Origin of the sequence: Vibrio sp. S457-15 (assembly GCF_000960545.1) — a bacterium.
GTDB classification, from domain to species: Bacteria; Pseudomonadota; Gammaproteobacteria; order Enterobacterales; family Vibrionaceae; genus Vibrio; species Vibrio parahaemolyticus.
Genome location: NZ_JYOQ01000121.1, coordinates 1 through 14,599, shown reverse-complemented (window position 1 = coordinate 14,599; position 14,599 = coordinate 1). Strand labels below are relative to the sequence as shown.

At 46.4% G+C, this 14,599-nt stretch carries 10 protein-coding genes and 1 pseudogene; 8 read left to right on the top strand and 3 right to left on the bottom strand.

What is annotated here, in order from left to right; genetic code table 11:
• The first annotated feature begins 10 nt into the window (after positions 1 to 10).
• The 3 genes from UF05_RS11170 to UF05_RS11160 are packed head-to-tail and all read left to right on the top strand — an operon-like array spanning position 11 to position 4,339.
• Positions 11 to 2,323 carry a proprotein convertase P-domain-containing protein gene (locus tag UF05_RS11170; RefSeq protein ID WP_045545514.1) on the top strand — a complete coding sequence of 771 codons (2,313 nt, stop codon included), beginning with the start codon at positions 11 to 13 and terminating at the stop codon, positions 2,321 to 2,323.
• A gap of 5 nt (positions 2,324 to 2,328) precedes the next feature.
• Positions 2,329 to 3,771, top strand: a complete 1,443-nt coding sequence (locus tag UF05_RS11165; protein ID WP_045545513.1) for an Lcl domain-containing protein — start codon at positions 2,329 to 2,331, stop codon at positions 3,769 to 3,771.
• Position 3,772: 1 nt separating this feature from the next.
• Positions 3,773 to 4,339: an Lcl C-terminal domain-containing protein gene (locus tag UF05_RS11160; protein ID WP_020841427.1), complete on the top strand. Its 567-nt coding sequence runs from the start codon at positions 3,773 to 3,775 to the stop codon at positions 4,337 to 4,339.
• A gap of 105 nt (positions 4,340 to 4,444) precedes the next feature.
• On the opposite strand, the gene UF05_RS11155 is transcribed toward UF05_RS11160, so the two are convergent.
• Entirely contained in the window at positions 4,445 to 6,088 is a 1,644-nt protein-coding gene (locus UF05_RS11155) for a methyl-accepting chemotaxis protein (RefSeq protein ID WP_045545512.1), read from the bottom strand.
• 331 nt (positions 6,089 to 6,419) lie between these two features.
• Here UF05_RS11155 and UF05_RS11150 point away from each other — a divergent pair, with 331 nt between their 5' ends.
• The 5 genes from UF05_RS11150 to UF05_RS11130 all read left to right on the top strand — a co-directional run bounded on the left by UF05_RS11150 (position 6,420) and on the right by UF05_RS11130 (position 12,426).
• The gene (locus tag UF05_RS11150) at positions 6,420 to 7,241 is read left to right on the top strand and encodes a phosphate ABC transporter substrate-binding protein (protein WP_005462954.1); all 822 of its coding nucleotides are present in this window, start codon (positions 6,420 to 6,422) and stop codon (positions 7,239 to 7,241) included.
• 99 nt (positions 7,242 to 7,340) lie between these two features.
• A complete protein-coding gene (gene pstC / locus UF05_RS11145; RefSeq protein ID WP_005462956.1) occupies positions 7,341 to 8,273 on the top strand; it encodes a phosphate ABC transporter permease subunit PstC in 933 nt (310 codons plus the stop codon).
• A gap of 22 nt (positions 8,274 to 8,295) precedes the next feature.
• Positions 8,296 to 9,159 (top strand): phosphate ABC transporter permease PstA, encoded by an 864-nt coding sequence (gene pstA, locus UF05_RS11140; protein ID WP_005478161.1) that lies wholly within the window; start codon positions 8,296 to 8,298, stop codon positions 9,157 to 9,159.
• Positions 9,160 to 9,219: 60 nt separating this feature from the next.
• The gene (gene pstB / locus UF05_RS11135) at positions 9,220 to 9,969 is read left to right on the top strand and encodes a phosphate ABC transporter ATP-binding protein PstB (protein WP_005462960.1); all 750 of its coding nucleotides are present in this window, start codon (positions 9,220 to 9,222) and stop codon (positions 9,967 to 9,969) included.
• 378 nt (positions 9,970 to 10,347) lie between these two features.
• The gene (locus UF05_RS11130) at positions 10,348 to 12,426 is read left to right on the top strand and encodes a sensor domain-containing diguanylate cyclase (protein ID WP_024702122.1); all 2,079 of its coding nucleotides are present in this window, start codon (positions 10,348 to 10,350) and stop codon (positions 12,424 to 12,426) included.
• Positions 12,427 to 12,496: 70 nt separating this feature from the next.
• Here the strand turns inward: UF05_RS11130 and UF05_RS11125 are convergent, their stop codons facing one another.
• Both UF05_RS11125 and UF05_RS11120 read right to left on the bottom strand, forming a co-directional pair.
• A complete protein-coding gene (locus UF05_RS11125) occupies positions 12,497 to 14,143 on the bottom strand; it encodes a BatD family protein (protein WP_048852486.1) in 1,647 nt (548 codons plus the stop codon).
• 4 nt (positions 14,144 to 14,147) lie between these two features.
• Positions 14,148 to 14,599: pseudogene (locus tag UF05_RS11120) on the bottom strand (hypothetical protein); the annotation flags it as partial.

The window sequence follows — 14,599 nt, the reverse complement described above, 5'->3', positions numbered from 1 at the left end:
GGAGCCCTGCATGAAACTCAAACTTTTAGCGCTTTCTCTTGCGTTGGCAGGCGTTCAAGTGACGAACGCAGCGCAGTGGGATTACCCTAGCGCGGCTATTACGGTTACGGTCACGAACCAAGCCGAAGCGCTACGCTACTTACAAGCCAATTACGCTAGCGCTGGCGAACTTAAGTTTCGCTATCAAACCCGTTCTAAGCTTGGAGATCATTATAACTTTGATGTGTGGGTCGATGGTCAGTATCAACCGCAACGCACCATTGTGTTGTCGACTAACCAAGACCGCCAAATCGAGCGTATTTTCAAAAGCCTTGAAAATACGGTTATTCGTAATGGCGAGGCGATGCCAGCCGCAGAACTGGAATTGCCTGTTCGATTGGAAGTGACCGAGCCGCCAGCGTTGAGCTCCGGTGAGTTAGTGACGGTTCCCGTCTCAGTCTTTGCTCCTGATTTACGTACGATGCAGCAACAAGCTGCGCCTGATTCCGCTTGGAATTCGTTAGAGGATTATCCGCAGCCACTTCAATATGTTGAGAAGCAGATTCAAGTTTTGCAGTCTGACGGCAAGTTCTACCTAGCCAACGAGCGCGTTAAACAGGTGGATGCACTTGCATTACTGCCTACACCTGCGGTAGGTGCGGAGCCCGTACGCGATACAAGCAGTATTTTGCCGCCTGAAGGTGTTCAATCTTTTGCTGATGTAAAAGCGATGCAAAGTGCTCAGCTTGGCGACAATGCCTTTTTGCAGTTGATGGCGTTTTACCATCTTGACAACTCACTGCAGTACTTATCGAGCTTGAGCTATGACTTATTTGAAGAGCCGCTTCGTTTTGATGGACGTGGTTTAGCGCTAGACAACTCTTCTTACTACACAGGTTCGCGTGCGCTGATGTTAGGCGTGGGTGGAGTATCTCCGGATGCTGCGGATGCAGATGTGATTTTGCACGAGCTAGGACACGGGATTCACTATCAAATTGTTCCCGATTGGGCGTATGGCCACACTGGTGCGATTGGAGAAGGTGTCGGTGATTACTGGGCGGGCAGTGCGAGCTACCGAACACAGTATTTAGATGCGGCTCGCCGTGGTCAGGAATTTGAGATTGATACGGTGTTCAACTGGGATGGCATGTTTGGCGTTCGCCGCGCAACACGCAGTCTCTGGAACCAACGTGCTCGCTACTTTGAAGGAGCGGAATACCGAGCGCATGAAAGTGTTGGTGGTGAATTGGGCGACGAGTTGTGGTCGACACCTTTATTCCAAGCCTTGAAAGCGTCCGTTGCTCGTTATGGAGATGGTTCGGATCGTGTTTTCCGTGACTTTGACTCGATTGTGCTTGAAGGCATGTACGGCGTGGGTCGTGGTGTGAAAATGCATGATTTGGCGGAGTCCACCGTGTTTGCCGCGACAATGCTTTTCCCTGAAAAAGAGTACGCACAAATTCTGAAAGATAGCTTCGCACAGCATAACTTACTCAAAGTTCCTTTTAATGCCCGATATCAATCTCGTTACATCAACGCTGGGGAAACGGTCGAGTTGACGCTTTCTCACACCGGCCGATCTGCAAGCGTAAAGGGCAATTGGTCACTGAACAACGACACATCGAAAGCGGTCGATGTGCAACTGGCAAACTCGGCCTCTTTCAGTGCCAACTTACCAACGGGGCTGACGTGTGGTGCACCGTTTGAATCTAAAGTTTCAGTGGATTATCAGTTTGCTGAAGGGCTTAAGGCGCAATCTTGGCAAAACGTGACGGCGCTAGTGAATGGTATTCCTCTACTTTTGAATAAGCCCAAGACTATCGAGGATGCGCTCACCGATGCGAGTATTAACTCGCGCGGTCAAGAAGTGCAAGGGAACAAAATTTTTGTTCAAACACTATCAGACAAAACGCAGAAAATTGATGACTCATTTGCCGTTTATCTCGATATCGAACACGCGAATTTAGCGGATTTACACATCACGTTGACGTCGCCACAAGGCCAGTCTGTAGTGCTGTTTAACCATCAGCCGAGTCAATCGGGTGGGTTTACGGGTTATTTCACGGTTCAACACGATTCAGAGCTGCAAGCATTGGTTGGAGAGCCTAGTTGGGGAACGTGGCGACTAGAAGTCTCCGATCGGGTGGTCGGCAACTCGGGCGCACTAAAAGCGTGGGGTGTGAGTCACTTTAACCAGTATCAGTGCGGTGCTGATACCACTTTGAAAAGCAACGGCAATGGCTCTGGTGGGAGTGGCTCACCTTGGGCGCTCTTTGGCTTGCTTGTGCTTTCAATGTTGAGAGTGGTTCGCTCTCGTAATAACGATTCATCAAAAAGAAGATAAGACCTATGAAGTTTCAATATTCTCTCATTGCAGTCTCACTGGCCCTTGTTGGTTGTGGTGGCGGTTCTGGTGGTGGTGACGCAACGGCGCCAAGTTACAACGTAGCGGGAACCATTTCTGCGAAAGGTACGTTGTTAGATACACCAGTGTGCATCGACCTCAACCAGAACTTTGTGTGTGATGCGACTGAGCCGAGCACAAAAAGTAATAACGCAGGTGAGTTCTCGATTACCTCGACAAACAAGAACATTTTAACCAGTCCAATTTTGGCTCCGGTTGACCAAGGCGACGAGCTCACACTGAACATGATGACGCCGGGACGTGGTTTGAGCAAAGGTAACGACATTAATGGCGTTACCACATTAATCGCAGCGCTGGTTATTGATGGTAAAACCGTCAGCCAAGCAGAACAAGTTCTAAAAGATTGGCTTGCACTTGCTAACGTGAAGCTGCCTGGCACCGTGATGTCGGATCCCAATGCGTCTGAGTTGGAATACATCGAGCAAAACACGGTCGGGTTGCTAAGCAAAATGAAGCCAGAACACATCACACTTGGCATGACGACGATGGCGCAAACACTCAGCTATAACGACAAATCTCTCGCAGCGTACTTGTTGAGTGATGCGGAGGTCTCTGAGTTAGCGGCCAAGTTGTCTTCTTTATCTGCGCTTGGTTCGGTAGGTAATGATACGGGTACCGTTTTGTATTATACGGTCGCTAAAGGACATTCGAACACAGCGACGCCTCAAGAACTTTTCCCAGGACAAGATGCTGAATTTGGTTTTGACAAATTAGAGAAGCAGGCGGCGACAGGTAATGGCTTCAAGTTTGTTAAGTTAAGTGCAACGGGCGAGAAGCTAAAGGTGGATGCAACCACTTGGGCTTGTACATTAGATGAGCGCACGGGTTTGGTTTGGGAAAACAAAAGTGCTGACGAAAATTCACTTCAGTTTAAAGATCGTCTGTTTGTTTACGAATCAGATGACTTTAAGCCGTTTTCTAAAGACTTGGAACAGGTTGGCTGTGTTAACGCAAGAGATGATATTTGCTCAACTAAGCAATACATTGAGCACATCAACCAGAAATCACTGTGTGGCATCACAAATTGGCGCTTACCGGATTATCAGGAGTTTTATGATGTTCTCGACTTCGGTGAAACAGAGAAAGATGCAAGTGGCGTCGTTTATGGAATGAATTTTAAGTTCTTCCCACAGCAAACGTTAGGTAGTCCTTATTTGGAATACGGTTCGGTTTGGTTCCAGGCGTTTACCTTTACTGAAAATGACAAGGTAAAAACGCCCGAGTACTTAAGAATGCCGTTGGTAACGGTTCGAGGTGCCGACCGTGGACAATCTAGCTCGATTGAGATTTATTCCGATAAAAAAGATCCAACAGCTGATGACTCATACCAATTTCCAATTCGTCTAGTTGCTGAGAAAGGAGAGTAAGATGAAAAAACTTATTACCGCATTATCTCTTGTACTTGTTTCTTACGCGTCGATGGCCGCTCAGGAATGCTCTTTGGATTTTGTGAAGTCAGCGCCGAATTCTCGCTACTTATACTCTGATCTAGGTGTTGTAACAGATTTAAAAACAGGACTCACTTGGATGCGCTGCCCAGTTGGTATGACATGGGATATGTCTCAAAAGGCGTGTTCTGGGGAAGCTCAAAAAGTAACATGGCAAAACGCGCTGCTTACTGCGGAGCAAATTCGGAATGCCTCGGGCAACCATGTGCTACACAATTTTGCAGATAAAAAACAGTGGCGATTACCGAATATTAAAGAGTTAGTTACACTCACAGAGCGAGCGTGTTTCCATCCTTCAATGAATGGTACGGCGTTTGAAAGCGCATACTCGCTTGAAACTGGTGATTTAGGTAGTTATATCTGGAGCAACACGCCCGGCACCGACGCTAGACAAATCATGACGTTCGAAAGCGTGAATGGAGATGTTATTGGCTATTCTCCTGAGGCGAACCAGTTTTCAGTGTTGCTTGTCACAGACGAAGATTAATCGACAAGTGGCTGTTAAGACAATGACGTTAAAAAGCTCCGCATTTGCGGAGCTTTTTTCGTATTTCATCCAGTGTTTCGCATGTGTTTACACCACAATGAGTGATTATACTTGGAACTGTCTTAACTGTTGCTGCTGGTTTTCCGCTAGGCCAGAAAGCTCTTGAGCTGCAGCGGCGGATTGCGTAATGCCAGTTACGTTCTGGCTCACCAGCTCATAGATGTTCGTTAAGTTGTTGTTGATATCAGCCGTGACCTGTTTCTGCTCTTCTGATGCGGTCGCCACTTGAGTGTTGATTGAGTTCAGATCGGCGATAGCGTTACTGATATTAGCAAGTGATTGGCTAACTTCTTGTGCAAGAGCTTGGTTGTCTGACAGCATGGCTAAGCTAGAGTGCATGCTTTCATTCGCATGACCAGATTGCTGTTGAAGCTCTTCAATGATGGTCTGGATCTCTTTTGTCGATTCCTGAGTTCGCGCCGCTAGCATACGGACTTCATCGGCTACTACCGCGAAGCCTCGGCCACTTTCGCCCGCACGTGCTGCCTCGATCGCTGCATTCAGTGCAAGCAGATTGGTTTGCTCAGAAATGCCTTCAATCACTTCGATCACGCGACCAATGTGTTCTGATTGATCTTTTAGCGACGTCACGACGGCAGCGGCTTCGTTGAGTTGCTCCGCCATTTTTTCGCTTGCACGAGTGCTTTCTTCAAACATACTCAGGCTTTGTGAGGTCAGCATGCGTGCTTGATTTGATGCGCTATCGGCTTCTTGTGCATTGGTTGAAACTTCAGCTGCGGTAGATTCTAGCTGGTTGATCGCCGAAGCCACTTGCTCAACTTCTTGTTTTTCTTGATCCGAATTGACGCTGCTTTGAGTCATAACTGTCGCTAACTCAGTCGATGCTGATGCCACATCTTCACTAATGCGAACTAATGCACTCACTGTTTCACGCAGTTTGTCGATGGTTTGATTTACATCCTGAGCCAGCTGCGACACTTCGTTTTTTCCGATGGCTTCGGCTTTAACCAATAGATTTCCCTTCGCGACTTCTTGCATGGTTCCTTGAAGGTTACGAATCGGTGCAACGATATAGCTGGCTAGTATCCAACTAATAAGCGAAGCGGCACTCAAGATCACCGCAAGCGAGACCGCGCTGTAAGTGAGCGTGGTTGAATGCTGTTCGCCATTAGCTTCCACTTCATCGGTGACGATTTGATTCAATTGCTTAGACAGGTTGTCGATGGCGTTGATCATTGCTTCGCCAGCCAATCGATATTCTGCCATCGCAGATTCGTACTTTTGATTGAAATCGGATGTGGTGTAGCCAGAAGAGTGTTTGGTGGTGAGCAGAGGTGTCATGGTGACGCGCGTGAAATCAACATAGTGATCCATGGCTTTGCGCATGGCATTCACTTCGATTTGAACGCCTGGGAGGCTATCGATGGAATTCAGAAAATCGCGGTTTTTGTTTTGTCTATCAGACAGTTCTTGGTTGAGAGATTGGACATCTTCGGCTCTAAATAGACTGTAAATGGCTTTGATGCGCATGGCGTAGGTGTTGTCTACGATGGCGCTGAGTTCCTCTTTATGAATGATCAGCTTGCTGGTGGAAGTGGAAACCTTATTGAATGCTTGGTCGAGCTTGCCGATTCCGACGCTCAATCCAATGACGAGTAATACAACGGTGAATAGAACAGGTAAAAAGACCTGAAGTTTAATAGAAAGCGTACTAAGAAATTGACGCATGATTGACCCTCTATAGTTTTGATTATTATCATTATTATTAATAACCTTAAGGATTCTAATGAATACATTTTTCAAATCAATTACTTACTAATGCCGAATTGTTATGAAATGTAGCAAAATTGAAGGACTTGGCATTTTGTATAGATGTAGAAAGGCGCGGAAGTAAGCGAGGAAATAACACAACCTGAAATGTTGCGGAATTAATATACAGAAATGACAACGTGTCATAGAGGGTTCAACTAAGTGAAACACAACTGTCATATTCGGATTCTAAAGTGGGCACCGTTCAAGTGAAACACAACGGCAATAAAGCCACTTTAAGGAAATTGTGATGAAAAAGACAGTAATCGGTGCAATCGCACTTCTAGGCGCAATGGCAGTGACTCCTGTTTCTGCTAAAGAAACTATCTCTGCAGTGGGTTCTAGCAGCGTAACTCCACTGATGGAAGTTTTCTCTGAAACATACATGAAGACGAACCCGAACGTATTCATCGAGGTTCAAGGCCCTGGCTCTTCAGCTGGCGTTAAAGCGGCGAAAAACGGTTCAGCAGACTTAGGTATGTCTTCTCGTAACCTGAAGGAATCAGAAAAAGAGCCAACACTTGTTGAAGAAGTGGTTGCTCGTGACGGTATCGCGGTTGTTGTTAACCCACAAAATAAGCTAGCAGGTCTAACGGCTGAGCAAGTGACAGCAATCTACAAAGGCGAAGTATCAAACTGGAAAGAAGTGGGCGGCGAAGATAAGCCAATCGTAGCAATCACTCGTGATACCGCTTCTGGTACTCGTGGTGCATTTGAAGACATCATGGCGCTGAAAATGAAAATTTCTGGCAAGAAAGTTTCAGCAATCTCTCAACGTGCTCAAGTTGCTAACGGTAACGGCGCACTTAAAACAATGGTTGCGTCTAACCCATACGCAATCGGCTACATCTCACTAGGTACGGTAGACAACACAGTTAACGCTCTAGCAATCGACGGTGTTGATGCAACAGTTGCTAACGTGAAAAACGGTTCTTACAAAGTAGCTCGCCCATTCCTTGTGCTTTACAAAGAAGGCAAGCCATCTGCAGAAACGCAAAAATTCCTAGATTGGATGCTAACTGAAGATGCGCAAAAGCTAGTTGACCAAAACGGTTACATCTCAGTTCACTAATTTATCGGGACTCTTAAGTTTGCTCAGCCCACCGTTTAGGGCTGAGCCTTTTCTATCCATAGCGTTCATTGGCAATACCCAGAACCGTGAGATTTTTAAATGACCATCGCAACAAATAGTGAAAAGCTTATGAATACTGACGCTAAAGCTATCAGCAAGCCAGGCCTACGCGAGAAACGTCGTGTAGACTGGAAAGAGCGTATCTTCCACGGCTTGTTCCTAACCAGTGCTGTTATCGGCATTGTGTCGTTAGCAGTAATTGCTTACTTTATTGTTCGAGAGAGTATTCCTGCCTTCCAAGAGGCCGGGGTATCGGGCATCGTTCTTGGCCAAAACTGGCTTCCACCTGCGCTTTACGGCGTAGCAACAATGATTGTCGCTTCTGTAGTCTCTACTGCGGGTGCGGTGATGGTTGGCGTTCCTGTTGGTGTGCTTACCGCAATCTTCATCGCTGAAATCGCGCCTAAGCGTTTGGCTGATGTTATTCGTCCTGCGGTTGAGTTGCTAGCGGGTATCCCTTCGGTGGTGTATGGCTTCTTCGGCCTCGTTATCATCGTTCCTTTGATTCAAGACATCTTCAATGTGCCAGCGGGTAACACCATCTTGGCGGGTATTATTGTTCTTGGTGTGATGATTCTACCGACCGTAATCACGGTATCTGAAACGTCTATTCGAGCGGTGCCTCGTGCTTACAAAGAAGGCTCTTTGGCTCTTGGCGCTTCAAAAATCTACACAATCTTCAAACTGCTCGTTCCTGCGGCTCGTTCAGGCATCATGACTGGTGTGATTCTTGGTATCGGTCGTGCGTTGGGTGAGACAATGGCAATCATCATGGTGATGGGTAACGCACCGGCAATGCCAGAAGGCATTCTCGACTCAGCACGTACGCTGACCGCGAACATCGCGATTGAAATGTCTTACGCAAGTGGTGTTCACGCGAACGCACTGTACGCAACAGGTGTGGTACTGCTGGTCTTCATCATGTCGTTGAACGCTGTACTTCTTTACCTAAACCGAGAAAAAGCGAAGTAATCGCTCGTTAAAGGTGACTATTATGGATCGCGCAAAACTGAAAAAAGCACGCCAGTTCAAAGATAACGTCTTTAACGCTTTCGTTTGGATTTCGGCTGCACTAACGGTAGGTTTTCTGTTCTGGATTATCTGGTACATCCTATCAAACGGTCTACAACACGTAGATTGGAACTTCATTACTGACAATTACACTCGTACCGGCGATGAGCACGGTATCTTCCCGATGATTGTGTCGACCATTTACATGGTTATTGCATCCATCGCGGTAGCGGCACCACTGGGTATCATGACGGCAATTTACCTGACTGAATACGCAAAAGTAGGCAGCCGCTTGGTGAAAGTGATTCGATTCTGTACAGAATCCCTAGCAGGTATCCCGTCGATCATCTTCGGTCTGTTTGGTATGACTTTCTTCGTGGCAATTCTTGGTCTTGGTTTCTCGATTCTATCGGGTGCACTGACGCTAAGTATTCTAATCCTGCCAGTTATCATCCGTACCACGGAAGAAGCATTGATGGCAGTGCCACAAACGTATCGTGAAGGCTCATACGGCCTTGGCGCTTCAAAAATTTACACTATCTGGCGTTTGATTCTTCCGAGCGCGATGCCAGGTATCTTAACCTCGGTCATTCTAAGTATTGGTCGTGTCATTGGTGAGTCTGCTCCAGTATTCCTGACAGCAGGTATGGTTGCTCGTATTCCGGATTCTCTATTGGATTCAGGCCGTACGTTAACCGTTCACCTTTACAAACTGACTACCGAGCTGTTTACCATTGAAGAATGGAATCAGGCTTACGGTACGGCAACAGTGCTGATCGTCGTTGTTCTTTTGATCAACATGGTGACTAAACTGATTGCAAGACGTTTTAACACAGCAACTTACTAACAAAACCAATTAAGAACGCACGTTAAAAGACACGAATTCAAGATTTAAGAGATTAAGACAATGAACAAGTTTGATATTGAAAACCTAGACCTATTCTACGGTGAAAACCAAGCACTGAAATCGATCAACCTGCCTATTCCTGTTCGTCAAGTGACGGCTCTTATCGGCCCATCAGGTTGTGGTAAATCAACGCTTCTACGCTGTTTGAACCGCATGAATGACCTTATCGAAGGCGTAAAAATTACGGGTAAGCTCGCAATGGATGGCGAAGACATCTACGGCAACATTGACGTTGCGGACCTTCGCATCAAAGTCGGCATGGTATTCCAAAAGCCAAACCCATTCCCAATGAGCATCTACGAGAACGTGGCTTACGGCTTGCGCGCTCAAGGTATCAAAGACAAAAAGACCATTGATGAAGTGGTAGAGCGTTCGCTGCGTGGCGCTGCACTTTGGGATGAGGTGAAAGATCGCCTTAAATCACATGCATTCGGCCTTTCTGGTGGTCAGCAGCAGCGTTTGTGTATCGCGCGTACTATCGCGATGGAACCGGACGTAATCCTGATGGATGAACCGACGTCGGCACTTGACCCGATTGCAACCCACAAAATTGAAGAATTGATGGAAGAACTGAAGAAGAACTACACCATCGTAATCGTGACTCACTCAATGCAACAGGCGCGTCGTATCTCTGACCGCACCGCGTTCTTCCTAATGGGTGAACTGGTTGAGCACAACGATACTCAAGTGATCTTCAGCAACCCTCAAGACGACCGTACGCAAGGCTACGTAAACGGCGACTTCGGTTAATAACCGCATTTTTGAAATAACCAGATAACTATAAGCGATGGTAACTTTGCCCCTCTTTATGAGGGGCCTTTTTCTTTTTAAGATACTGATTTATAAAATCTATCTGCATAAATAATTATTAAAAATTAAGCGACATTGGCCACTTTTATGCAACATGTAATTCTCGTGAAACATGGTGCTAAAAGTGCTGAAGAGTTCTCGAATGTGAAATTTAGTCCGAAAATTTTGCGAATTACTTAACAGCTCAAAATTGATTATATTGATTGCATATCACCACCTGCGTAGTTTTTTATCGAGGATAAAAAAGTAAATTAGGTTGGTAGGGTGAATTTAAAAAGTTTTACGAGAAAAGTGTCTTCAACGAGGGACCACCGGCTACTGGCCGAAGCAATATTCGATCAATTAGAGAACCTCTTTTCCCCCCACGCGATCGCCATTTTTGAAGACCCTTTAACCAATCCTCGTTGTTCTGTGAGTTTTTCTCGCGGAGAGCTTTACCCTATTCAAAAGTACCCTGAGATTTTCTGGGATTGGGCCTGCCAATTTGATACATCCGAAAGCATTATTCCTCTGGCGATTAACACTTGTAACTGGAATCACACCCAAGATTTAGGTGGCGACAGCTACATAATGATGCTCGACAACACGCCAATAAAACGCACCTATTTACTTATCCAATCTGTCCAAGCTCGCACCGCACACAATATTTACGAAGAAAGCTACGACGCAATGCAGCTCGCGGCTGCGCGTTGGCAATGCATTCGAGCCGAGAAAAATGCATCACAAGAGATGCGACATCGAGACATCCGTGAAGCTCAATACGTTGATGAAATTAGCCAGCGCGAACGCTTTATCGAAAACATGAAGTTAGTTCAGCAAGTCGCACTCGAGATCTCCAACCCTGATTCCTTAAAAGATTTGTATTACAAAGCCGTCGAAGCCCTGCGTGAACGATTGGGCTTTGACCGCACCACACTGATGCTACTGGACATGAAAAAGCGCAGTTTCAGCGGTACATACGGCACAGATGAGTCTGGCGTTACGATCGATGAATTCCACACGCAATACGACCTACATCAACTGAGTGAGGAATACATCGCTGCGCTGTCGAGCCTTGAGAGTAATTTAGTGATCATCGAAGATGCGCCAATATACACGGCGGGCAAAGTGGTCGGGCAGGGATGGAACGCGATGTTAATCCTGCGCGACGGCAATGAGCCCTTCGGTTGGTTTGCGCTCGATAACTTTATTCATCGCAAGCCGATAACGGCGTATCAAAAACAGATGTTGGACTCGTTTGGTTCTCTTTTCTCACAAATTTATATCCGTAAGCGCCAAGAGCAAAATGTGCGCATGTTGCACTCAAGCATGGTTGAGCTATCACGCTGTACAACCGTGAGTGATGTGTGTAAATCGGCAGTGACTTTCGCGATTAAAAACCTCGGCATTGATCGTATGGCGGTATTTTTGACCGATGAAAACTGCTCATACATGCAGGGCACTTGGGGCACGGACATTCAAGGGAATGTCGTCGATGAGTCCTATTTCTTTGGTGAGACGCAAAACTTTTCTCTGATCAATTTAGCTCGCGCCGTACCGAGTGAAGTCGCATTCGAAGAATCCGTTCCCATTTACCACGACTGTAATATCGTCGGTTTTGGTTGGGCGGCAATGACGGTTCTCACCTCAAACAGCAGTGGCCCCATCGCTTTTATTGCCGTCGATAACCTGCTCACTCGCGCGCCGTTAACCTCTCAACTGCGCGAAGTGATTCGTATGTTCTCTTCCAGTTTGGCCGAGGTGCTGCAACGCACTCAAGCTCAAGAGGCGATTCGAGAGTTAAATGAAAACCTTGAGTTAGAAGTGCAGAATCGAACCAAAGAGCTAGAAGAGGCGAATCGCCAGCTCGAAGTACTGTCTAAACTCGATCCACTTACGCGCCTTGGCAATCGCCGTATGCTGGAACATGTGATGCAAAAATACTGCGCATTGGATTGCGAAGAGGCGATGTCATTCGGTCTGATTCTGATTGATATTGACCATTTTGGTTTGTTTAACAATCACTATGGTCATCTTGAAGGCGACATTGCACTGATGCGCATTGGGAACATTCTTGAACACCATACCAAAGATGAAGACGAGGTCTTTTGTCGTATTGGGGGTGAAGAGTTTGTGTTATTGATGATCGGCTCGAACCAAGAAGAGGTTCGGTTGAGAGCGGAATGCATTCGTCAATGCATTGAAGATGAAGGCATCAAGCATCAACATAACCCAGAAGGTGAACTGCTGACGGTTTCGGTGGGGTACTCATGCTACAAAACCAAAGGCAAAGACTTTAATTTCGACCACTTGTATCAGTTGTCCGACAAGGCGCTCTATCAGGCGAAAAGCAGTGGGAGAAATTGCGTGAAGCGATATGAGTTAAAAGACCCTCAAAAAGATCAAATTGTAGCGTGAGTTTGTTTTTACGTACTTCCTGAACATCAGAAACCAAAAATGGCAGCGTTTAGAGCGCTGCCATTCTTATTTATAGTTTTTCTAGCTGGTGGCTAGATTTGTCACGTTTGGCCTTGGCCAGTTTTTGCACTTTCTCCAACAGGGCTTTGTGACTCCATGGCTGTTGATTTGGACTAAAACGTGCTCTGTTCATGGCATCGAGTTCGAGTTTGACCGCTTGAACATCTTCGGGATTTAGTCGGTCACGATGGGTACTCAAGTACTCGTTTACCGAGCGTTCGATTTTCGCTTCGTCGCCTTCATTAATGATGCGTTTCAACGCTTCAACGCAAAGTGGTCTTTCTGATGCCGACAATGGTTCTGTGGAAGCAACAGGACGCTTTTTCCAAATTACGAATGCAATTGCGGCAGTAAGAATCCACAAGCCTGCAAAAACAAAAGTGAGCGTTTGCCAAAGTTTGTTTACGCTATTTTGTTGGGCAGGAGCTGCATTTGAAACGGTTGGTATAGGAAGCGCGGTTTCAGGTAAGGTAATCAAGCCGGCATCGCTTTGTTCCACATTCAGTTTCAGCTCAGACAAGTTTGCCTGCTTTGCTTCATCGCTTTTACTATCCCACCAATTCAGTGCGTAGCCTGGCAGCGTGAATTCGCCAGCTTCTGTTGGGATCAGCACTTGTTTTACCGTCATGATTACCGTGCCATCTCTTGCTGTGTCGAATTGAGGCTGTTCAGGGTAAACGCGTAAGGAGTTTGGGTAATCCATAGTAATACGCGGTAAGTATTCGGCTTGTGTACCGCGAGCTTTGATTTGAATGGTACGAGTAATAGACGAACCTTGTTTCACGTTATTTACCGTATTGGCGGATAGCGTATTACCTTGATCGTCTTGCCAGCTCTGAGTCATTTGCAATGCCGATGCGGGTAACCAACTGCCTTTAAACTCACTAGGTATGGCTTTTACCGTTATTGGCATTTGCTCCACTTTTGTGCTGATCGGCATGATCTTGGTTGAGCCCGTCAGACTATCGCCATAGATATAAGATCCAGTCAGTTGTGGGCCAAGGAGCGTGAATGTTCCCGGTTGTTCTGCGGTTAAGCGGAAAGATTGCTCCACCACTGTCACTTCAAGCCCAGAAATGACTCGCTGCCCTTGTTGCATTTCACCAACAGGTTCGATCTTCATGCCTTCAATACGTGGTGGCACAACTTGTGGGTTGTCTAAACGGCGAGTGTCGGCCTTGATGATCAGTTGCATGCGTAAATTCGCAGATTGCTGCGGATATAGCGTATGGTTATCGACACTCATATTGAAGCTGAACAAATCATCCAGATCGGGTGCCGATTTGTTCGCCGTGACTCTTAGCTGAATTGGCTCGGTTTTCATGCCATCGGCCGAAAAACTCGGGATCGTAATTATCCCTTCTTTCATTGGCGCTATAGAAATGCTCCATTCTGTGCGTTGATATTTTCGACCATTGATGTTGTTACTCGAACGCCCGTAGCGAGGCTGTCCTAAGAAGAAGTCTTTTTCCAATACGCTGAAGTCGATGGCGTCGGACGCCACTTCTGAGTCTGCCATTATCCGTAGGTTGATGACTTCATTTTTAGCCACTTCAGTTTTGTTGACGCTTGCCTGAAGGCTTTGTGCCATCACCGAGAAACTAGATAACAGGCTGGCCACAAGAATAAAGACCAGATGTACGCCTTTTTTCATCACGGGCTTACCACTCCTTCTGAGATTGTTGTGGACGTTGTTTTTGTTGAGCTTGCAGCTGCATTTGTGCACGAATCAAAAAGCTTGGATCTCGAGCACTTTCGACAGCTTCTAGGCGGCGGAATTCAGGATCATCCTGAGGTGTTTTTTCTGGTTGGTCTTGCGCTTGCGTAGGTTCACCTTTTTTTTGCTCACCTTGCTTTTCTACTTCCGTCTCAGCCTTTTTCTGCTTAGCTTTGTGTTCGGATTTTTGTTTTTCTTTTTTATTTTCAGCGTCTTGCTGATTTTGTGACTGCTGTCCTTGATCTTGTTTAGTACTATTCTGAGACTTTTGTTGCTGTTGCTGTTGCTGTTGCTGTTGCTGTTGCTGTTGCTGTTGCTGTTGCTGTTGCTGTTGCTGTTGCTGTTGCTGTTGCTGTTGCTGTTGCTGTTGCTGTTGCTGTTGCTGTTGCTGTTGCT